At 64.8% G+C, this 21,586-nt stretch carries 19 protein-coding genes; 13 read left to right on the top strand and 6 right to left on the bottom strand.

Features of this window, described 5'->3' with window-relative positions; all coding sequences use genetic code 11:
• Position 1: 1 nt before the first annotated feature.
• From AC6HZP_RS07065 to AC6HZP_RS07050, 4 genes are all read right to left on the bottom strand, one after another.
• Positions 2-1,843 (bottom strand): ABC transporter ATP-binding protein, encoded by a 1,842-nt coding sequence (locus tag AC6HZP_RS07065; RefSeq protein WP_497525982.1) that lies wholly within the window; start codon positions 1,841-1,843, stop codon positions 2-4.
• A complete protein-coding gene (locus AC6HZP_RS07060) occupies positions 1,843-2,760 on the bottom strand; it encodes an ABC transporter permease (protein WP_497525981.1) in 918 nt (305 codons plus the stop codon). Before AC6HZP_RS07060 ends, AC6HZP_RS07065 begins: the two co-directional genes overlap by 1 nt.
• Positions 2,760-3,740 carry an ABC transporter permease gene (locus AC6HZP_RS07055; protein WP_497525980.1) on the bottom strand — a complete coding sequence of 327 codons (981 nt, stop codon included), beginning with the start codon at positions 3,738-3,740 and terminating at the stop codon, positions 2,760-2,762. Before AC6HZP_RS07055 ends, AC6HZP_RS07060 begins: the two co-directional genes overlap by 1 nt.
• Positions 3,741-3,816: 76 nt before the next feature.
• Positions 3,817-5,400, bottom strand: coding sequence for an ABC transporter substrate-binding protein (locus AC6HZP_RS07050; protein ID WP_497525979.1), 1,584 nt, complete (start codon positions 5,398-5,400; stop codon positions 3,817-3,819).
• 638 nt (positions 5,401-6,038) lie between these two features.
• On the opposite strand from AC6HZP_RS07050, the gene AC6HZP_RS07045 reads away from it, so the two are divergent.
• The 7 genes from AC6HZP_RS07045 to AC6HZP_RS07015 all read left to right on the top strand — a co-directional run bounded on the left by AC6HZP_RS07045 (position 6,039) and on the right by AC6HZP_RS07015 (position 12,323).
• Positions 6,039-6,356, top strand: coding sequence for a hypothetical protein (locus AC6HZP_RS07045; RefSeq protein WP_497525978.1), 318 nt, complete (start codon positions 6,039-6,041; stop codon positions 6,354-6,356).
• Entirely contained in the window at positions 6,353-6,508 is a 156-nt protein-coding gene (locus tag AC6HZP_RS07040) for a hypothetical protein (RefSeq protein ID WP_497525977.1), read from the top strand. The genes AC6HZP_RS07045 and AC6HZP_RS07040 overlap by 4 nt, the downstream gene beginning before the upstream one ends.
• 138 nt (positions 6,509-6,646) lie before the next feature.
• Positions 6,647-9,361, top strand: coding sequence for a magnesium-translocating P-type ATPase (gene mgtA, locus AC6HZP_RS07035; protein ID WP_497525976.1), 2,715 nt, complete (start codon positions 6,647-6,649; stop codon positions 9,359-9,361).
• A 97-nt stretch (positions 9,362-9,458) separates the two neighbouring features.
• The gene (locus AC6HZP_RS07030) at positions 9,459-9,776 is read left to right on the top strand and encodes a hypothetical protein (RefSeq protein ID WP_497525975.1); all 318 of its coding nucleotides are present in this window, start codon (positions 9,459-9,461) and stop codon (positions 9,774-9,776) included.
• Between the two features lie 9 nt (positions 9,777-9,785).
• Positions 9,786-10,487: an MgtC/SapB family protein gene (locus tag AC6HZP_RS07025; protein WP_497525974.1), complete on the top strand. Its 702-nt coding sequence runs from the start codon at positions 9,786-9,788 to the stop codon at positions 10,485-10,487.
• A gap of 97 nt (positions 10,488-10,584) precedes the next feature.
• Positions 10,585-11,661 (top strand): sensor histidine kinase, encoded by a 1,077-nt coding sequence (locus AC6HZP_RS07020; RefSeq protein WP_497525973.1) that lies wholly within the window; start codon positions 10,585-10,587, stop codon positions 11,659-11,661.
• Positions 11,658-12,323 (top strand): response regulator transcription factor, encoded by a 666-nt coding sequence (locus AC6HZP_RS07015; protein WP_497525972.1) that lies wholly within the window; start codon positions 11,658-11,660, stop codon positions 12,321-12,323. Before AC6HZP_RS07020 ends, AC6HZP_RS07015 begins: the two co-directional genes overlap by 4 nt.
• 91 nt (positions 12,324-12,414) lie before the next feature.
• On the opposite strand, the gene AC6HZP_RS07010 is transcribed toward AC6HZP_RS07015, so the two are convergent.
• Positions 12,415-13,365: a GlxA family transcriptional regulator gene (locus tag AC6HZP_RS07010; RefSeq protein ID WP_201402919.1), complete on the bottom strand. Its 951-nt coding sequence runs from the start codon at positions 13,363-13,365 to the stop codon at positions 12,415-12,417.
• Positions 13,366-13,480: 115 nt separating this feature from the next.
• On the opposite strand from AC6HZP_RS07010, the gene AC6HZP_RS07005 reads away from it, so the two are divergent.
• Positions 13,481-14,296, top strand: a complete 816-nt coding sequence (locus AC6HZP_RS07005) for an SDR family NAD(P)-dependent oxidoreductase (RefSeq protein ID WP_497525971.1) — start codon at positions 13,481-13,483, stop codon at positions 14,294-14,296.
• A 63-nt stretch (positions 14,297-14,359) separates the two neighbouring features.
• Here AC6HZP_RS07005 and AC6HZP_RS07000 read toward each other — a convergent pair whose 3' ends face one another.
• A complete protein-coding gene (locus tag AC6HZP_RS07000) occupies positions 14,360-15,112 on the bottom strand; it encodes an SDR family NAD(P)-dependent oxidoreductase (protein ID WP_497525970.1) in 753 nt (250 codons plus the stop codon).
• Positions 15,113-15,659: 547 nt separating this feature from the next.
• On the opposite strand from AC6HZP_RS07000, the gene AC6HZP_RS06995 reads away from it, so the two are divergent.
• The 5 genes from AC6HZP_RS06995 to AC6HZP_RS06975 are packed head-to-tail and all read left to right on the top strand — an operon-like array spanning position 15,660 to position 21,577.
• A complete protein-coding gene (locus AC6HZP_RS06995; RefSeq protein WP_497525969.1) occupies positions 15,660-16,649 on the top strand; it encodes a BMP family protein in 990 nt (329 codons plus the stop codon).
• Between the two features lie 9 nt (positions 16,650-16,658).
• Positions 16,659-18,080 (top strand): amidase, encoded by a 1,422-nt coding sequence (locus AC6HZP_RS06990; protein ID WP_497525968.1) that lies wholly within the window; start codon positions 16,659-16,661, stop codon positions 18,078-18,080.
• Entirely contained in the window at positions 18,077-19,597 is a 1,521-nt protein-coding gene (locus AC6HZP_RS06985) for an ABC transporter ATP-binding protein (RefSeq protein ID WP_497525967.1), read from the top strand. Before AC6HZP_RS06990 ends, AC6HZP_RS06985 begins: the two co-directional genes overlap by 4 nt.
• Positions 19,587-20,636: an ABC transporter permease gene (locus tag AC6HZP_RS06980; protein ID WP_497525966.1), complete on the top strand. Its 1,050-nt coding sequence runs from the start codon at positions 19,587-19,589 to the stop codon at positions 20,634-20,636. Before AC6HZP_RS06985 ends, AC6HZP_RS06980 begins: the two co-directional genes overlap by 11 nt.
• Positions 20,633-21,577 (top strand): ABC transporter permease, encoded by a 945-nt coding sequence (locus tag AC6HZP_RS06975; RefSeq protein WP_497525965.1) that lies wholly within the window; start codon positions 20,633-20,635, stop codon positions 21,575-21,577. The genes AC6HZP_RS06980 and AC6HZP_RS06975 overlap by 4 nt, the downstream gene beginning before the upstream one ends.
• Positions 21,578-21,586 lie beyond the last annotated feature (9 nt).

Genomic DNA, 21,586 nt, shown 5'->3' with positions numbered 1-21,586 from the left:
GTCAGACCGGCGCTATATTTCTGGCAACGACATTTGGATGGCTCGTTGGCACTTCAACGAGATGGCAGGCGGCGAAGTCCTGGCTGCCGCGAACGGTCAGGATCGGGTGCACGCTGCCGCATTCCTCGATGGCGCGCGGACAGCGCGACTTGAAGCTGCACCCGGCGGGGATGTTGATCGGGCTTGGCGGCTCGCCTTCCAGCAGGCAATCTTCCGGCCAGTAGCGCCGCGTCTCGAGTGTCGGCATCGCGCTGAGTAGCGCCATCGTGTAGGGGTGGCCGGGATCGAAGAACAGCCGTTCATTGTCGGCAAGCTCGAAGACCTCGCCCAGATACATCACGGCAACCCGGTTGCAGACCTTTCGAACCATGGCGAGGTCATGCGAGATGAAGATGTAGGTGAGATCGTATTCCTTCTGCAGCTTCTGGAAGAGGTCGAGAAGCTTGAACTGCTCCGTCTGGTCGAGCGCCGAAAGCGTCTCGTCCATGATGAGGATTTCCGGCTCCAGAACCAGCGCACGAGCCACGTTGACCCGCTGGCGCTGGCCGGCGCTCAGGCCAAGCGGCAGTTCCTCGTAGAGCTGGTCCGGCAGACCCACCTCGCCCATGACCTTGAGCACGCGCTGGCGAATCCTAGCGCTGTCATTCCAGCCATGAGTGCGCAGCGGCCCTTCCAGCATCTTGCCGATCGAGGTCCGGGGCGGGAGCGAGCCGAACGGATCCTGCAGCACCATCTGCAGCTTCTTGCGGAACGACAGAAGCGACTTGCCGGAAAGGGTCGCGATATCCTCGCCCCCGCACAGCACCTGGCCGGAGCTCGGCAATTCGAGCCGACTGAGAAGCCGCATCAGGGTCGACTTGCCGCAACCGGACTCGCCGACGATCGCGAAACTGTCGCCGCGCCTTATATCAAAGGTGACGTCGCGGACGGCGCGCACCTGGTTGAAGCCGCCGAGGCCGGTCTTCTTCTTGACCTTGTAGATCTGCGAGGCGTCGCGAAGGCTCAGGACCACGTCGCGCTTCTCGTTGAGGCGCGGCAATTCGGTCTTCTCGATCCAGATCTTCGGGGTCTGGGCGACCAGTTCCCGCGTGTAGGCAGAGGCCGGCGCGACGATGAGGCGCTCCGTTTCCTGCTCCTCGACGATACGTCCCTCATCCATCACGAGGATCCGCCCGCAGGCCTCCCGCGCGACGGGAAGAGACGAGGTCACGAAAAGGACGGCGGTGTCGAAGCTCTCGGTCAGCTCCTTCATCAGCCGGATGACCTGCGCCGCCACCGTCACGTCGAGGGGCTGGGTGACGTTGTCAGCGACGAGAAGCGCGGGATTGGTGACGAGCGCGTCGACGATCAGGGCGCGCTGCATCATGCCGCCCGAGAACTGCGAGGGATAATCGAGGAAGCGGCTCCGCGCCGACGGGATGCGCACGGCTTCCAGCAGTTCGATGGCGCGCTTTTTCGCCTCCTCCCGCGACGTGCCCGGAACGACGGCGCGCAGCTTCTCGACGATCTGCGTGCCGACAGGCAGGGTCGGGTCGAGCGCGCCCATCGGGTTCGCGCCGACATAGGCGACGCGCCGGCGGAGCGTAAGCATCTCGCTCTCGTTGAGATCGTAGATGTCCTTGCCTTCGAAGAGCACGGCGCCCGAGCTGAGGGCGAGCGGCGGTTCCAGCCAGTTGACGACCGCCTTGGACAGCACCGTCTTGCCGGCGCCGCTCGCCCCCACCACGCCGACGATTTCCCGCGGAGCCAGCGTCAGGGACACGTCATTCAGGATGATCCGCGCCTTCTCGTTTCGGCCGGCCGATACGGTGAGATTCTTCAGTTCGAGAAGCGGCGGGTTCATCACTCGGAACCTCCGTGGATCGTGTTGCGCGCCCGCTCCAGCGATGCGCCGACGAGATTTATGCTGGTGAGCGTAAGACCGAGAAAGACGCCGGGCATGGTGGCGATCCACCAGGCATTCAGCAGGTACTTTCGGCCATCGGCGATGATGTTTCCGAAGGTCGGCGTCGGCGGTTGCACGCCGAGCCCGAGGAAGCCGAGCGTCGACTCGAAGATCATCATGCGCGCGACGTCGAGCACCGAGGTGAATACGACCGGGGGAAGCAGAAGCGGCACGAGAAGCGTCAGGATAACGCGCAGATCCGTCGATCCGCCGAGCTTGGCCGCCCGCACATATTCGCGCTGGCGCTCCGTCATCATGATGCTGCGCATGATGCGGGCATAGACCGGCCAGTTCGACAGACCGAGAACCAGGATGATGGCGGGAATGGTCGGGCGCGACACCCCGAGCACGGCGATCGCCAGGATGATCATGGGAATGGACAACTGGGCGTCGGTCAGCCGCATGATCAGCATGTCCGTCCGGCCGCCGAAATAGCCGGCGACCGTACCGAGCGCGCAGCCGATGGTCAGCGTCACGAAAACGGACGCCACGCCGATCAGGAAGGAATAGCGCAGGCCGACCAGCGAGCGCACGAGCATATCCCGGCCGATCTGGTCGGTGCCGAGCGGATGCGCCCAGCTCCATTTGTCGCCCAGGAAGAGAGGCGGGAGAAGTCTTGAGCGGACATCCATCTTGGTCGGATCAATGCCGCTCAAGTCCGGATAGAGCGCGGCAGCGATGACCAGGATCACGAATATGGCAAGTCCGATCCGGAACCCGGGTGTCGACGCTGCGCGATCGAGAATTCGCCGGGAGATGGATTTGGAGGCGGTCTGCTTGACGATCTGAATATCTGCGGTCGAGGTGAGGGTCATCAGTATTCGAGCCTCGGATCGATGGTCGTCGCGGCGAGATCGACGATGATGTTGATGAGGACGAAGATCGCGCTGGTGACGATCGCGATGCCTTGAATGAGCGGGAAATCGCGCTGCAGCACGGCATTGATGGTGAGCAGGCCGAGGCCGGGATAGTCGAAGATGTATTCGACGATGATCACCCCGCCGAGAAGGCTCGAGAACTGCACGCCGAGCAGATTGAGCAAGGGAACGGAAGCGTTGCGGATCGCGTGGTTGGCGATGATCCTCGGACGGCTGAGGCCGCGGACGCGACCGACCGACACATAGGGTTCCATCATCTGGGTCGACACGGAACTGACGAGCGTGCGGATCAGCACCGGCGAGAGTTCGACCGCCAGGACGATTGCCGGCAGGATCGTGTAGCCAAAGCCCTGATAGCCGATCGCCGGCAGCCAGCCGAGTTTGACGGAGAACAGCAAAGCCAGCACGATCCCCAGCCAGAAATTGGGGAGCGATATGAAGATCGAGGAGACGTAGAACGCCACCTTGTCAGGCCAGCGGCCGATCGCCAGTCCTCCGCCGATGCCGACGATCGCCGAGAAGATCAGCGCGATCACCAGCGTGACCGCCGCGAGCTGCAGCGTCATGGGAAGCGCCTCGAAGATCAGGTCGAAGACTTTGGCCCGTTCGCCGCGGGTGCTGTCGTTGAAGGTCGCGCCGCCCGTCGCCGCGCCATTGGCCGGGCGAACGAAGGATTGCCCGAGGTCGCCATGGACGACGCCGCCCATATAGCGTCCGAACTGCACGAGGATGGGGTCACGCAGCCCCATATCAGTGGCGATCTTCTCGATCAGCGCTTCGGGCGCCATTCCGCCCGCCATGAGGCGCACCGGATCACCCGGGACGACCCGCAAGAGCGTGAAGATCAGCAGCGACACAAGGAAGATGATGACGACGCCCTGCATCAGGCGTCGCATCAGAAAATTGACGGCGAACATTCCATCGACTCCGCGTCAGGGGCTCTGGAGAGGCCGCACGCCGCCTCTAAGGCAGCGGCGCGCGGCCGATCACGGGTCAGGCGGCGGACTTCGAGGCGTCGATCGATCCGTCCGGATAGATGTAGAGGCCCTGGAATTCCTTCTGCATGGCGTGGATCATCACGGAGGTGAACAGCGAGAGCGACGGCACCTTCGAAGCGATGAGCGGCATGGTCTCGTTCTGGAGGATCTGCTGGCGCGCCTCGAGCGTCGGCGCGCTGCGCTCCTTGTCGAGGCTCGCATCGATCTCCTTGTCCTCGATGCCGCAGATGCGGTGCGAGGTGGAATGGAAATGCGCGCGCAGAACCAGGTCGGGTTCCGGCGATCCGGTCGACCAGCCGCAATCGACCATATGGCCGGGGCCGCCGCCGGGGCGATGATAGAGCCGCTCGTTCCAGGCCGCCGGCTCCAGGACGGTAAGGGTTACGGGGAACCCCTGCTCCTGGAGCATCGACGTGATCATCTCGCCATATTCCTTGGTCTTCGGATAGAAGCCGACCGAGGTAATGTATTCGAGCGGAGGCAAGCCCTTGCCGTTCGGGAAACCGGCCTCGGCGAGCAGGGCCTGGCTCTTCTCCGGGTCGTATTTCGGGTAGTTCGGCAGGTCGATATAGCCGAACTTGACCGGCGAGACGTAGTTTGACGAGGCGTGGCCGGCCGTTCCCATCAGCTCCATGATCATGTCGCGATCGATCGCGTGGCAGGCGGCCATGCGAACGCGCTCATCGTTGAACGGGGGCTTGGAGCAGCGGAACCAGAGATACTTGTTTTCCACCGAGACGACCTGATTGATGTAGATCGCGGGATTGTCCTTGATGGAATCGACCTGTTCCGGCTCCAGCCGCTCGACGATCGACGCCTGGCCGTTCATCAGCGAAAGCAGGCGCGTGGTGGAATCGCCTGTGAAGGTGAAGTTGATGCCCGGAATGCCCGGCTTGCCCTTGAAGTAGCCATCATTGGCTTCGAGCACCGTGTCGTTGCCGCGCTGCGCCACGAACTTGAACGGACCGGTGCCGTTCAGACGCTGGGACAGCGGGCCGCCCGGGCCGCCCGCGATATCCTTGGCCGACATCATCGGAAGGTAGGAGGCGAGGAAGATGAAGAGGTGCGCGGGATAGCCGCCCTTCGACGTGTCGACGATGACCGTGTAATCGTCCGGCGTCTCGATCGTCAGCGTCTCGGTCGGCCCCGGATACCACTGGGCCGGGCGGTCGGTCCGCGAGCCGTACTCGAACGTTGCCTTGACGTCCTCCGCCTTGAACGGCTTTCCATCGTGGAAGGTGATGCCTTCGCGAAGCTTGATCTGCAGGCGGTTCGGGTCGAGCAGCTTGATCTCGGTGGCAAGCTCGTAGACGACGTCGCCGGGGCTCTCGATCTTCATCGGCGTCCGCGTCAGGAAGCCCATGACGAAGCCTTCGATGTTCTTCTGGGACAGAGTCGTGTGGGCCGTCGGATCCCAATTGCCGGTGATGTTCTCGGCCGACAGGAAGGTCATGGCCTTGCCGGACTGCGCGTAGGCCGAAGAGATAAAGAAGTCGGGATTTATCTGCATCAATCCGGCAGCAGCGGCTGCGCCGGCTGCTCCCTGCAGAAAACGACGACGATTGAATTCCGAATTCATCGAGTTCCCCTTTGTCGTTCTTGAGACCGCCATGTCTGGCAAACGGTCAGAACAGCCAATTGCAAAGGGTGTGCCAGTTTGGAAAAGCCTAAACCTGGCGGGCTATGACGGGGCATTTTGTGGGTTTTGACCGATTGATAATCGGGTGACGCCTATTTGAGCCGCCGAACGACAAGCGAAGCAGCAGGCATGGCGGCGCCAGGACGCGTCGGGCGCGGACCCGCGAGAACGCTCCGGGAAAGATCGATCGCCCGAGGGATCGGCTTTCTGGAGCGCTTCAAGCCGCGAGCGGCCATGATGTGGCCGTTGCTCCCCGCAATCCGACCGAGATCTGGCGCGGCAAGGGCCTAAGAAACCCCGCCCCCACCGGGACGGCTTGGCAACCGCAAGTCGATGATATCCTTTGGTATATACGCCCTATTCGATTGCCTTTCCCAAGCACCGCTTTTGGGATGGATGTACATCGATCGCCTTGATATTGGTGCGGCGTTCGGACGGCGAAGTCCTCCGACAGTCAAATGGAAACCCTGAAATGCCCAGCGACAGTAGTCGAATAAACGTGCCGCAAGGGCCATTCGGTCGGGTCTGAGAAATCGGTCTCGCCCTGACGGCCGGCGCGGCGCGTCAAGGAGTGAGACATGAACCTCGTATTCTTCGCCTCGCGGAGCGTATCCGCTCGCAACAACGCTCGCTTCTTCTCCGCGAGCGCTTTCTCCCCCAAAATCGGAGCCGCGGCCGCTGCGCCGTCCTTCCTGACGTTCCGCGCCAAATCGGCCTCGACGGACCCACGGCCCGTGGCCGTCTGGTCGGTCAATCCCGACACGGGCCGGGTCGAATGCCGGTGGACGACCGACGGTGATGAGATCGCCGAATGGCTGTCCCGCCCCTGGATCGAGCGCGCGGGCTTGATCCTCGCCGCGGTCCAGCCATCGCGCGGGACGGGGTCGTTCCGATGACCTCGCTCCTGGCCGGCACGGCGACCTCGATCGTCCTCGCGCTGATGCTCGCCTCGGTCATCCTGCGCCTCCGCCTGCATCGGTTGGGGCGCAGGATCGGCACGCCCTTGCCAGGGCGACGGCAACAGCCTCCCGGCGCGCCGCAAGCCTAGCCGCGCGCGGCCTGCCGACGGCGGCCGACCTTCCCAAGAGATCCTTCAACCCCACCGACCGCGCCTCGCCGCTCGGCCCGAGCTTTCCTGTCGAAAGCTCGGCGTCGTTGCCGTGACGTGCGGCAGGAGATCACGCCAATGAACACTGCCGTAAAACCAGCCTCGCTGAAGGCCGAGAAGCTGGACAACCGCAAACTGTCGATGCGGGCGGTCATCGAGGCCCGCAACGACATCGACATGACGCTTGCGAACGTCGACGGCCGTCTCGACGGCCTGACCTTCGCCGAAGCCGAGAGCCGTCTTGCCGAGTCCGGACCGAACGAGGTGGCGCACGACAAGCGGCCGCACGCGCTCGTTCAATTCCTGCTGGCGTTCAAGAACCCCTTCATCGCGGTGCTGATCGTGCTGGCCGCCATCAACGCGGTCACGGATATCATCCTGCCGCTGCGCGAGGGCGAGGATCCCGACTTCACCGGGGTCACCATCATCGTCACCATGGTGATCCTGAGCGCCCTGCTCCGCTTCTGGCAGGAATACCGCTCCGGCAAGGCCGCCGATTCGCTGAAGGCGATGGTGCGCACCACGGCGACCGTGGTGCGCCGCGCAACTGCGACGTCTCGGCCGGAAATCCGCGAAGTCCCGATGGCGCAGATCGTGGCGGGCGACATCGTGCGGCTTTCGGCCGGCGACATGATCCCGGCCGACGTCCGCCTCGTCGAGTCGCGCGACCTATTCGTCAGCCAGGCGGCGCTGACCGGCGAGGCGCTGCCCGTCGAGAAGTACGACACGCTGGGGGCCGTCGCCGAAAAGTCGGCAGCCGCCATCGCCGACGACCAGGCCGGCCTGCTCGATCTGCCCAGCATCTGCTTCATGGGCACGAACGTGGTCTCCGGCACCGCCACGGCCGTCGTCGTGGCGACCGGAACGCGAACCTATTTCGGCTCGCTGGCCAAGGCGATCGTCGGGTCGCGGGCGGAAACGGCGTTCGACCGCGGCGTCAACAGCGTGAGCTGGCTTTTGATCCGCTTCATGCTGGTGATGGTGCCGATCGTCTTCCTGATCAACGGGCTGACCAAGGGCGACTGGATGGAGGCCCTCCTGTTCGCGCTGGCCGTCGCCGTCGGCCTGACGCCGGAAATGCTGCCGATGATCGTTTCGTCCAACCTAGCCAAGGGCGCGGTGGCCATGGCGCGGCGCAAGGTCGTGGTGAAGCGCCTCAACGCCATCCAGAACTTCGGCGCGATGGACGTGCTGTGCACGGACAAGACCGGCACGCTGACCCAGGACAAGATCATCCTGGAGCATCATGTCGATGTCGAGGGCAAGCGCGACGGCAGCGTGCTCCGGCTCGCCTGGCTTAACAGCCATCACCAGAGCGGCATCAAGAACCTGATGGATCAGGCCGTGGTCCAGTTCGCCGAGCGGTCGCCCGAGATCCTGCATTCCGCGATGGCCTATCGCAAGGTCGACGAACTGCCCTTCGACTTCGTCCGGCGGCGGCTGTCGGTCGTGGTCGAGGACGGCAAGGGAAGCCAGCTGCTCGTCTGCAAGGGCGCGGTGGAGGAGATGCTGTCGATCTCGACCCGTGTCCGGGACGGCGATGCCACGCGCGATCTCGGCGATGCCGAGCGCGCGCGGCTGGCTGCCATGGCGCGGGCCTACAACGCCGACGGCTTCCGCGTTCTGGTGCTGGCCACGCGCGACATTCCGGATGTCGAGTCGAAGGCTCGCTACACCATCAGCGACGAGAGGGATCTCGTCGTCCGGGGCTTCGTCACCTTCCTCGATCCGCCGAAGGAGACGGCCGGGCCGGCCATCGCCGCTCTCGCCGCCCATGGCGTGACGGTCAAGGTGCTGACCGGCGACAACGAGGTCGTCACCACGAAGATCTGCCGCGAGGTCGGCCTGGAGCCGGGCATCCCGCTTCTGGGCCGGGAGATCGAGAAGCTCGACGACGACGCGCTTCGCGTCGCGGTCGAGGAACGGACGATCTTCGCCAAGCTGACGCCGCTGCAGAAGTCGCGCGTGCTGAAGGCCCTGCAGGCCAACGGCCATACGGTCGGCTTCCTGGGCGACGGCATCAACGACGCCCCGGCGCTCCGCGATGCCGATGTCGGCATCTCGGTCGACAGCGGCACCGACATCGCCAAGGAATCGGCCGACATCATCCTTCTGGAAAAGAGCCTGATGGTCCTGGAGGAAGGCGTCATCAAGGGACGCGAGACCTTCGGCAACATCATCAAGTACCTGAACATGACCGCGAGCTCGAACTTCGGCAACGTGTTCTCGGTGCTGGTGGCGAGCGCCTTCATTCCCTTCCTGCCGATGCTGGCGATCCATCTCCTCATCCAGAACCTGATGTACGACATCTCGCAGCTGTCGCTGCCCTGGGACCGGATGGACGAGGAGTTCCTGAAGAAGCCGCGCAAGTGGGACGCCAGGAACATCGGCCGCTTCATGATCTGGATCGGACCGACGTCGTCGATCTTCGACATCACGACCTTCGCGCTGATGTGGTTCGTCTTCGCGGCCAATACTCCCGAGCACCAGTCGCTGTTCCAGTCGGGCTGGTTCATCGAGGGCCTGCTGTCGCAGACGCTGGTGGTGCACATGCTGCGCACCCAGAAGATTCCGTTCATCCAGAGCACGGCGGCGTTGCCGGTGATGCTGATGACCGGGCTAGTTTGCGTCCTTGGCATCTACATTCCGTTCTCGCCGCTCGGCGCGATGGTCGGCCTGCAGCCGCTGCCGTGGGAATACTTCCCCTGGCTGGCCGGAACGCTGCTCAGCTACTGCCTCGTCGCCCAGACCATGAAGACTTTCTACATCCGCCGCTTCCGCCAGTGGCTGTGATCGGCTGACCGGAAACAAACGCGATGGCGGGTGGCGATCGTCGCCGTCCGCCATCGCCAATCCCGCGAAAATCCTGAAGGGTCAAAGGAGACCAGCCATGCGCGATGCCCCGTTCGCTCTGGCGTTCGTCGATACCTCCGCGTCTTCGCCGGCGCCGCGTCGCACGCCCCCACCGTACCGACCGGCTGCGGAGCCATCCCACAAGCGTCCCAAGGGCTTTCTGGCGCGCATGCGCTGCCGCATCGAGCGGTGGTTGTGCTGGCTGATGGCCGCCGCTTCGCACAAGCTGTTCGAGGTGACGATGAAGCTGGCTCGAAGCGGCTTTCTCAGCCGCGCCGAGCTGGGCCTGCTGTTCCGCTGGGCCAATCGCCTGAACCGGACCTCGATAAGGCTTCTCCGCAAAAGTCGTTGGTAGCAGGCGAAGATGGACGCGAATTGGGAAAGTCTCTTGCCGACGGTGGCCGCTCTGGGCAGCGCGTTTCTCCTGGGTGGCCTGATCGGTTTCGAGCGGCAATTGCACCAGCGGATGGCCGGGTTGCGCACCAACACGCTGGTCGCTCTCGGGGCATCGATGTTCGTGGTCTTCGCCGGCCTGTTCCCGGGGGATGCAAGTCCGACACGCGTCGCGGCACAGGTCGTTTCGGGGATCGGCTTCCTCGGCGCGGGCATCATCTTCAAGGAAGGATTAAACGTCCGGGGGCTCAATACCGCGGCCACCCTGTGGTGTTCCGCGGCGATCGGCACGCTTTGCGGCGCCGGCTTCTTCTTCCATGCGGCCATCGCCACGGCATTCGTCATCGCGGTGAATGGCCTGCTCCGGCCGCTGGTTCGCCTGCTGGACCGGCAGGCGATCGGCCAAAGCGAAGGCGACAACAGCTATGCCATCAGCATCATCTGCCATGGCGAGGCGGAAGCCCATGTCCGGGCCCTGCTCCTGCGCGACCTCGGCGACCGGCTCCACATCCGCGAGTTGGAGAGCACCAATATCGAGGACACCGATCGCGTCGAGGTTTGCGCCTCGATCTACGCCGACGACCGGCAGCATCGTCTTCTCGAGCAGATCATCGGCCGGCTCAGCCTGGAACCGCGCATCACCTCGGCACGCTGGCGCATCGCAGGCGCTTAGAGGTTAGTATCGGCCGTCATGCTGCAAGAAGCTTGGATGGAAACGGATCGTCGCTGGGACGTGAGGCATCCGGGGTGACAATTCGAAAGGCCGGGCCATGCTGAGGAAGGCGGTATCACGCGTCCCCGCGATTTCGCGGTCGACGGTCGTGCTTGCCATGTTGATCGCCCTGATGACGGTGATTTTCGTCGTCGATACGGTGACCGACTACGCCGTCGCGGCGGCCGTCCTCTACACGGCCGTCCTGCTGATCGCGACGCGATTTCTCTCGGTCCGCACGGTCGTCATCCTGACGGGCGCCAGCGTCCTGCTGACCCTTGTGAGTTTCGAGCTTACCCGTTCCGGCGCCTATGAGGTCGGCATCATCAACACGACCATCAGCGTGGTGGTCATCGGGGTGACGGCCTATCTGGGCCTGAAGCTGAAATCCGCGGAACAATCGGCGCATGAGGCGCGCGAACGGTTGTTGCGGATGGCCCGGCTAACGACGCTCGGCCAATTGACGACCTCCATCGCGCATGAGGTCAGCCAACCGCTCGGGGCGATTGCCACCAGCGCCAGCGCGTGCAGCCGCTGGCTGGCGCAGGAACCGCCCAATGTGGAGAAAGCCCTGGCGGCGGTCGAGCGGATTGCCAGCGACGCGAACCGGGCCAGCGATATCCTCGCCCGCGTGCGCGGCATGGCGAGAAGCGAGGCGCCGCGCAAGGCCGAATTCGATTTCAACCAGGCGGTCCGCGAAGTCCTGGAGCTGTCGCAAGGCGACATGATCCGAACCGGCGCGGAAGTCTCCCTGTCGCTGGCAGAAGGGCTGCCGGCGGCATTCGCGGATCGGGTCCAGATCCAGCAGGTCGTCGGCAATCTGGTGTTGAACGCCATGGAGGCCGCGTCGGCCCTCCCCGACCGCACGCTCCGGCTCGCGATCGCGACCGAACTGGAAAAGGCAGGAACGATCCGGTTCTCGATCTCGGACAACGGACCCGGCCTCTCGTCCGAGACGGCGCAGCATCTGTTCGACGCCTTCTGGACGACGAAGGAACGAGGCTTCGGCCTCGGCCTGACCATCAGCCGCGCGATCGTGGAGAACAATGGCGGACACATCTGGACGCAACCGGTCGCGGGCGGGCCGGGCGTGATTTTCCTCTTCAACGTGAAGGCGACGGGAGCGACGGTATGACTGCACCGAACCCTCCCCGCCCCGTCGTCTATATCATCGACGACGATCGCTCGATGCGGGTGTCGCTCGAGGATCTCTTCGCCTCGGTTGCCTTGCAGGCCGTGGCATTTTCCTCTGTTCGCGAGTTCCTGGACCACGCGCGCACGACGGGTCCGGCCTGCCTCGTTCTCGACGTCCGGATGCCCGAGCAAAGCGGGACGGATTTCCACCTTCAGATGGAGAGCCTCGACATCCGGATTCCCGTCGTCTTCATCACCGGCCACGGCGATATCGCCATGGGCGTCAAGGCCATCAAGGACGGGGCCATCGACTTTCTGACGAAGCCGTTCCGTGATCACGATCTGCTCGACGCGGTGCAGATTGCCATCGCCCGGGATCAGCAGAGGCTGGACCAGGCACGGATTTCCTCGGAGCTTCAACGACGTTGGGAAAACCTCAACGCCGGCGAGCGCGACGTGCTCAACCGGGTCGTCCGGGGGCTCCTGAACAAGCAGATCGCCTCTGAACTCGGCGTCAAGGAAGTCACGGTGAAGGTTCGCAGGGCGCGGGTCATGCAGAAGATGCAGGCCGGTTCGCTTGCCGAGCTGGTTCGCATGGCGGACCAACTCAAGCTCGATGCCGCGAACACCGGAGTAGACGGCGCGCATTCTTCGCAATCATAAATCGAGTGCAAAGGGTGAGCGCCATTTGAACTCGCTTCGGAGTCTGACGACGGCCCAAGGCGCGCAAATCCCCCAAAGCCGCCCGACAGCTTCAGACGACGTCCTCCCTCGACAACTGGGCCTGCCGTCGCACCACCTGGGGCGGTTGGCCGTAGACGCGCAGGAAGGCGCGGCGCATCCGTTCGCGGTCGCCAAAGCCGGCTTCCCGCACCACCGTTTCGATGGCGTGGCTTCCCCTCTCGATCATGTCGCGGGCTGCTTCCAGACGCAGGAGCTCGACGGCCTTCGCCGGCGACTGGCCGGTCTCGGCGCTGAAGAGCCGACTGAACTGCCTGGGGCTCAGGCGGGCCGCATCCGCGAGTTCCTCGACCGACAGCTCGTTCCGCAGATGCGTGCGCGCATACATCAGGGCCGTCTGGATGCGGTCCGATTTTGGCGAAAGCTCCAGAAGCGCCGAGAACTGCGACTGCCCGCCGCTGCGGCGATGGTGCACGACCAGGTTTTTCGCAACGGCCTTCGACAAATCCGATCCGAGATCCTGCTCGATCAGGGCCAGGGCCAGATCCAGCCCCGCCGTCATGCCGGCCGAAGTCCAGATATTGCCCTGGGTGATGAAGATGCGGTCTTCCTCGACCTTGATCGCCGGGTATTCCTTCTGGAAGGCGCGCGCAAACGCCCAGTGCGTCGTCGCGCGTTTGCCATCGAGCAAGCCGGCCTCCGCGACGATGAAGGCCCCCATGCAGGTCGCCGCCACGCGGCGCGATATCGTTGCGGCCTCCCGCAGATAGGCAAGCAGTCCCGGACTGGCCTTTTCCGGCGCCATGCCACCCGGCACGATCAACGTATCGCAGTAGGAACCGCTGAAGGCCTCGGTGACGACGGGGAGCGATGTGGAGCTGACGACCGGGCCGCCATGTTCCGACAGATAGCGCAGCTCGTACTCCCGCTCGCCACGCAGCGTGTTGGCGATTTCGAACCCCGTCATGACCGAAAGGCTCAGAAGCTGGAAGTTCGGGCTCAGGACAATTCCGATCGTGCGCATTCCAGCCTCCGACGACGATATCTGTCATAAAAAGTGGCATATATGACATTTGAGACAAAGGCCAGCGCGCTTACGTTCCGCCTATCCCGGCAAGGGCCGGATAGAGGAACCAGCTATGACCACCACCACACGGAAGGGCACAGCCCTTATCACCGGCGCGTCCTCGGGCATTGGAGCGGTTTATGCCGACCGGCTCGCGAGCGCCGGCTATGACCTCATTCTCGTGGCGCGCAACGCCGAGCGGCTGCGCACGATCGCCGCGCGGCTCATCGAGAAACACGGACGATCGGTCGACGTGATCGCCGCCGACCTGACGAACCCGGCCGATCTCGCCCGGGTCGAAGCGGTCCTGAAGACGGATGCCAGCATCACGCTGCTGATCAACAATGCCGGCGTCGGCGCAACCGCGCCGCTGCTCCAGTCCGAAATCGCGAAGATGGAGCAGATGATCACGCTCAACGTCCTAGTGCCGACCCGGCTCGCCTATGCCGCCGCTCCCGCCTTCGTGGCACGCGGCGAAGGCACGATCATCAACATCGCCTCGATCGTCGCCATCGCGCCGGAGGTGCTGAACGGCGTCTACGGCGGCAGCAAGGCGTTCGTGCTCGCCTTCTCCCAATCGCTGCATCATGAGCTGGGCGCGAAGGGCGTTCGCGTCCAGGCCGTATTGCCGGGTGCGACCGCGACCGATTTCTGGGAGATCGCGGGCACGCCGCTCGAGCATCTGCCCGAGGCGATCGTGATGTCGGCCGAAGACATGGTCGACGCCGCCCTCGCCGGCCTCGAACAGGGCGAACTCGTCACCATCCCGTCGCTTCCCGAGAAGTCCGACTGGGACGCCTTCGAGCAGGCCCGCGCCGCGCTGGGGCCGAACCTGTCGCGCGCCGAGCCTGCGAAGCGCTACGCCCTGGCGCAGCGTCGGACGATCTGAGGATCGCCCCGAAAGGAGGCCCCACCGACAGCCGTAGCGTGGCCGTCGGGGGCCTCCGGATACTCAGATCTGCTCTGCGCCGCCATCGACCTGAAGATCGGCCCCGTTGACGAAACTCGACGCGTCCGAAGCGAGGAAGGCGATCGCCGCCGCGATCTCGCTCGGCTGGCCCAGGCGACCGAGGGGGATCCGTCCACCGAGATAGTCGAACAGGCCCTGCACGTTGCCACCCGGGCCGGCGAGCCCGGCGAGACCCGCGGTTTCCGTCGAACCCGGGCTGATCGCGTTGACGCGGATCTTCCGCTCCTTCAGATCGAGCGCCCAGCAGCGCGCGAAGCTGCGGATCGCCGCCTTCGTTGCCGAGTAGATGCTGAGCCCCGGATCGGCGGTGAAGGCCGAAACCGACGACATGAGGATGATCGAGCCGCCGTCGACCAGAAGCGGGAGCGCCTTCTGGACCGTGAACACGGTCCCCTTCACGTTGACGCTCAGATGACGATCGACGTGATCCTCGGTGATCGATCCGAGCGGCGCCGTCTCCGCCGCCGCAGCATTGGCGAACAGGATGTCTATCCGTCCCTTGCGGTCCTTTACCTCGGCATAGAGTCGATCGAGGTCCGCGAGGCTGGACGCGTCGGCCCGGACGGCCAGTGCGTTCGGCCCAAGCTCCGCAACCGCCGCATCGAGTTCGGCCTGTCGTCGCCCGGTAACAAAGACATAGGCGCCCTCGTCGACGAACGTCCTGGCCGTCGCGAAGCCTATGCCGGCGCTGCCGCCGGTGATGACTGCGATCTTCCCTTCAAGCGACTTACCCATGCTGGGCTCCTTGGATGTTGACACCTCTCACCTAGGCCCAAGCCGGCTTGTCTCAAATGTCAAATACGCCACTATTTACGCCACACACTGAGGAGCAAACGGTGCGTCCCGCGCGTTGGAACGCTGGATCCCAAGCCACGCGGTCACGCGGAATTGAGCCGCGCCTGCACCGACAGCTACTTTGCGGAAGACGCTTCGCAGGACAGAATTTCTGGACCCGATACTACTTTGCTTTGACGACGGATCGAGACGAAGCGGCTATCCCGGCCTCGAAACCAGAAGTAGAAAACTGCCAATCGGATCAATCGAAGTTGCGACGATGAAGTTTAAGGCAGCGAATGAAACAAGCCATCGGCGGACTTTTCGAAGGCTCGCGCACCCTCTGCTCGCCCAATACGCTCTCGCCAACACCTTGTTCTCAAATACATTTATATAATTGCACTAAATCGAACAGATATGCGCAATTTATGCGCACATCATATCCTTGACTCCAATTTAGGCGCTGGCTAACGATTTTCACCAGTTGGTAAAAACTGGGGAACAGATAATGGCCAGCAAAATTCTGATGTCTCGGCGCGGCGTTCTTGCGTCGGGCCTCGCACTCGGCGCCTTCGCATACCTTCCCTCCGCTCGCGCCGCCGACAAGATCAAGGTCGCCGGCATCCACGGCTCACCGGTCGAGAATGCCTGGAATTCGGTGCTGCACAAGGCACTTCAGGATGCGGATTCGGAGGGGATCATCGAATACGTCTTCTCCGAAGGCGTTTCCGGCACCGACTATCCCCGCGCCATGCGCGAATATGCGGAACAGGGCGCGAAGCTGATCATCGGCGAGACCTTCCCGGTCGAGAAGCAGGCCCGCGAAGTGGCCGCCGACTATCCGGAAACCGCTTTTGTCATGGGCTCGAGCGGCAAGCCGTCGGGTGACAATTTCGGCGTGTTCGGCACCTGGAACTTTGACGGCGCCTACCTAGCCGGCATGCTGGCCGGCAAGATGACGAAGACCAACATCGTCGGCGCCGTCGGCGCCATGCCGATCCCGGAAGTCAACATGCTGATCAATGCCTTCGGGGCGGGCGTTAAGTCGGTGAATCCGGACGCCAAGCTTCTGGTGACCTTCATCGGCACCTTCTTCGATCCGCCGAAGGCGCGCGAAGCCGGCCTTGCCCAGATCGACGCCGGGGCAGACATCCTGTTCGGCGAGCGTATCGGCACGGCCGACGCGGCCAAGGAGCGCGGCATCAAGTCGGTCGGCTCGCTCATCGACTACACGCCGCGTTACCCGGATACGGTCTTTGCCAACGCGCTCTGGAATTTCCGCCCGATCCTCAACGCCGCCATCGCGGACGCCGCTGCCGGCAAGCCGACCGGCCGCGATTATACGGCCTATGGCTTGATGAAAGAGGGCGGCAGCGACATCGCCTACGTCAAGGGCGTGGCGCCGGCGGATGCCGAGGCGGCCATGGAAGCCAAGCGCGCCGAGATCAAGGCCGGTACGTTCGAAGTGCCCAGGGTCATGGACGAGCCCAAGCAATAGAGTTCGGCCATGCAGGATGATGCAACGTCCTTGGCTGAGGCGATCCGCTTGGGTCGCCTCAGTGCCTTGGAGGCTATGCAGGCCGCGCTCGATGAGGCTGAGCGCCGGTCCGACCTCGGTGCCATCGCTTATCTCGACCGGGACCTTGGGCTGGAAACAGCGCGGACGATCGACGAGCGGCTGCGCGATGACGCGGCCGGCCGTGTGCCCTTCGCCGGCGTTCCCAGCCTCGCCAAGGATCTCGGCGGTCCGTTTCTCGGGCTTCCGGTCGCGGCCGGCTCCGGCATGTTCGATCGGCGCTCGGCGGAGCCCGACTCCGACCTTGCCGCGCGCCTTCGCGCCTCCGGCCTCTGCTTCTTCGGACTTTCCACCGTGCCCGAAATGGGTCTGTCGCTGTCCAGCGAGCCCGCAGTCGGGCCGCTCGCTCGCAATCCGCTGGATCCATCCCTGACATCAGGCGGGTCCTCCGGTGGCGCGGCGGCGGCCGTCGCCGCCGGCATCGTTGCGATCGCCCACGCCACCGACGCCGGGGGGTCGATCCGGGTTCCGGCGGCCTGCTGCGGCCTGGTGGGCCTGAAGGCGACCCGCGGGGCCATGCCGGCCGGCCCCGGCTTCGGCAACCATCTCGGCGGCATCGCCAGCGAGCTCGCGATCTGCCGCTCATCGAGAGATCTCGCCACGGTGTTCCAAGCCGCGAGCGGCACGGCGCGCGGCCCGTTCGCGGATCCGTTTCTGCCCGAGCCAAGATCCGGCCCGCTGCGAATAGGCGTCGTCAGCGATTTCGGCAGTGAATTTCCGCTGGATCCCGAGCGCGCCGTTGCGGTCGAGGCGGCCGCGAAATCGCTGGAAGCCCAAGGCCATGCCATCGTGCCGATCGCCTGGAGCCGGCTTGAAAACGCCGTCGCCGCCAGCGGTCGGGCGTTCGCGGATATCGTCGCGGTCAATCTTGCCAATTTCGTCGACGCGGCGGCTCTGGATGCGCGGAAGGCCGAGCCCCTCACCCGGGCCTTCATCCGCAGGGGTCAGGCGCTGGCCGCCCAATCCCTCTGGGCGTCGCTCGATGCCGGCATCCATGCCGGCCGGGCGCTCTGGGACATCTTCGACGAGGTCGATTGCCTGTTGACGCCAATGTTGTCGAGCGCCCCGCTTCCGCTAGGATCCTTCCCGTTCGACCATGAGGATACCGAGTTGCAGGTCCGGCGCATGACGTCCTTCGCCCCGCTGGCGTCGCTGGCCAACATCACGGGCTTTCCGGCGATCACCCTGCCGTTTGGCGCGGATGCGGCGGGTCTGCCGCTGCCGATCCAGCTTCTGGCCCCCATGGGGCATGACCGGCTTCTGCTGGCGCTTGCCGCGTCGCTGGAGCAGGAAGGTCGCTGGCAGCACCGCTTTCCCGTCGCAGGATTGCCCGTCGCAGGATTGCCCGCATGAACAAGCCGGTTCTCGAAATCGTCGGCGTCAGCAAGCGGTTCGGCACGACGCTTGCCAACGACGACATCTCGCTGACGCTCGGCAAGGGCGAGATCGTCGCGCTGCTCGGCGAGAACGGCGCCGGCAAGACGACGCTGATGAGCATTCTGTTCGGCCACTACGTGCCGGACAGCGGCCATGTCCTGGTCGATGGGCAGGAACTGCCGCAGGGCAAGCCGCGCGCGGCGATCCGCGCCGGCATCGGCATGGTTCACCAGCATTTTGCCCTGGCGCCGAACCTCACCGTGATCGAGAACGTCACGACCGGGACGGAAAGCCTGTGGTCGCCGCGCTCGCACCGGGCCGAGGCGCGCGCCAAGCTGCTCGCCATATCGCAGCGCTTCGGCCTGAAGGTGGATCCGGACGCAAGGCTCGGCGATCTCTCCGTCGGCGAGCAGCAGCGGGTCGAGATCCTGAAGGCGCTCTACAACGAGGCACGGATTCTCGTCCTCGACGAACCGACGGCGGTCCTGACCCAGATCGAGGCCGAGCGGCTTTTCGCGACGCTGAAGGATATGGCGGCGCATGGCCTGTCGCTGATCTTCATCTCCCACAAGCTGGACGAGGTCATGTCGACGGCCGACCGCGTGGTTGTCCTGCGCGGCGGCCGCCACGTTGCTGAACGCCGGGCTTCCGAGACCAGCAAGTCCGAACTCGCCGAGCTGATGGTCGGCCGTACCGTGACCCGACCTGTCCGCGAGCCGTCGACACCGGGGGAACTAGTCCTCGAGGCGGCTGCCGTGACCGTTCGCTCCGGCGGCGTGGACAGGCTGAAGGCGATCGATTTCCGGCTTCGCGCCGGCGAGGTGCTGGGCATCATCGGCGTTTCCGGCAATGGACAGGCCGCCCTGGCGCAATTGCTGTCGGGCACGACCGCGAAGGCCAGCGGCGACCTGCTGCTGTACGGCCAGGCGGTCGATGCCCTTTCGGTCGCCGACGTCGTCGCGGCCGGGATCGGCCGCATTCCGGAAGACCGGAACAAGGAAGGCGCCATCGGTGAAATGGCGATCTGGGAAAACGCGATCCTCGAACGGCTGGCTTCGTTCTCGGGCCGTGGGCTGGTGGATCGCAAGCGCGCCGTCGCCTTTGCGCAAGAGATCATCGACCAGTTCGACGTCCGCGGCGGAACACCGGCGAGCCGCATTCGCCTGCTCTCCGGCGGCAACATGCAGAAGCTGATCCTGGGGCGCAACCTGATCGAAAGGCCGCGGATCCTGCTGGCGGCGCAACCGGCGCGAGGGCTGGACGAAGGTGCGGTCGCAGCCGTTCACGAGCGCCTCCTGGACGCGCGGCGGCAGGGAACGGCCGTGCTGCTGATCTCGGAGGACCTGGACGAGGTGATGGCGCTCGCCGATCGGATCCAGGCCATCGTCGGCGGCAGGCTTTCGCCACCGATCTCAGCCGAAGAGGCATCGGCGCGAAAACTCGGACTGATGATGGCAGGCGAATGGGAGAACGAGGTGACCTATGCGGTTTGAACGGCGGGAACACCGCCCGGTCGCGCTCGTCATCGCGACGCCGCTGATCGCGATCGCCGCGGCTCTCGCCATTGCGGGCGTCCTGATCGCCATTGCCGGCGCGCCGGTTCTCGAAGCCTATTGGCGCATTCTGGTGGGCGCGTTCGGATCTCGCCTGTCGGCGACCGAGACGCTGACCCGCGCAACACCCTTGATCCTCACAGGCCTTGCCGCTGCCGTCGCCTTCCGCGCCCGGCTCTGGAACATTGGCGCGGAGGGGCAGCTCTATCTCGGCGCCATCGCCGCCGCCTGGGCGGGTTCGCATCTCTTCGGCACCTGGCCTTCGATCGTGCAGATCCCGCTGCTGCTCCTCTTCGGCGCCGTCGCCGGCATGATCCTTCTGCTCGTGCCGCTCTGGCTGAGGCTGCGCTTCTCCGTCGACGAGGTCGTGACGACCCTGCTCCTCAATTTCGTCGCCGTGCTTTTCGTGTCGATGCTGATCGACACGGTGCTCAAGGATCCCACGGCCTTCGGCTGGCCCCAGTCGCAATCGGTATCCGATGCCGCCATGCTGCCGAAGCTCCTGGCCCGGTCGCGGCTCCATCTCGGCCTGGTGATCGCCATCGTGCTGGCGTTCGTCCTCGCCTTCGTCCAGTCGCGCACGGTGTTCGGCATGCAATCACGCGCCGCCGGCATCAACCCGCAGGGGGCCGCCTTCGCCGGCGTGCCGCTGGGCAGAACCCTCGTGGCAGTCGCCTGCATCTCCGGCGGTCTTGCCGGCCTTGCCGGCGCGGTCGAGGTCATGGGCGTCCAGGGCTATGTCACGACCAACCTCTCGCCTGGCTACGGCTATTCCGGCATCGTGGTCGCCATGCTGGCCAATCTCAGCCCGCTCGGCGTCGTGCTCGCGGGACTGTTCACGGCCACCATGTTCGTCGGAGCGGACGGCATGAGCCGAAGCCTCGGAATTCCGAGCTACATCGCCGACGTGATCGTGGCGCTGTCGCTCTTGTCCATGCTGGTCGCCGTCTTCTTCACCCAATACAGGATCCGTCGATGAGCGCCATCCTCGACATCTTGGCCTCTGCCGGGCTCTGGGCGGCAGTGCTCCGGATCGCAACGCCGCTGATCCTCGGCACGCTCGGCGCCTTGTTGTGCGAGCGCTCGGGCGTACTCAATCTCGGCATCGAAGGCATCATGACCTTCGGCGCGATGATCGGCTGGCTCGCCGTCTACAACGGCGCGGACCTCTGGACTGGCTTCCTGCTGGCGGCTCTCTCCGGCGGCGTCTTCGGGCTGCTGCATGCGGGCCTGACGGTCACGCTCGGACTGTCGCAGCATGTGGCCGGGCTCGGCGTGACGCTGTTCGCGGGAAGCTTCAGCTATTACGTCTTCCGTCTGGCCGTGCCGGTTGCCGGAACGCCGCCGACCATCACCCCGTTCCAGCCGATTGCCATCCCCGGCCTGAGCGACCTGCCCGTACTCGGTCCCGCCTTCTTCGCCCAGACGCCTCCGACCTATCTGGCGATCCTGCTCGCCCTCGTGTTGGCCTATGTCCTTTTCCGCACGCCGCTTGGCCTTGCGATCCGCATGACGGGCGAGAACCCGCATGCGGCCGAGGCGCAGGGGATCAACCCGATGGTGGTGCGCTACGGCGCCGTAATCGTCGGCAGCGCTCTGATGGGAATGGCCGGCGCCTTCCTGACGCTCGCGGCCTTCAACAGCTTCTTTCCGACCATGGTGCAGGGGCGCGGCTGGATCTGCATCGCGCTCGTGGTGTTCGCCTCCTGGCGGCCGGAACGGGCGCTTCTTGGCGCGTTGCTCTTCGCCTTCTTCGACGGCTTCCAGCTGCGCCTGCAGACGGCGCTGGGCGGAACCGTGCCCTATCAGCTATTCCTAATGATACCTTACATCCTGTCGATCGCGGCGCTCGCCATCATGGCGCGGCGCGCCCGCGTACCGCAGGCCCTGATGCAACCCTATCGGCGTGGCGAGCGCTGAACGGAGAAA

The organism is Kaistia sp. SLG-1 (genome assembly GCF_059699055.1).
The sequence above is the reverse complement of the archived record's forward strand: the minus strand, read 5'-3'. Positions and strand labels throughout refer to the sequence as shown.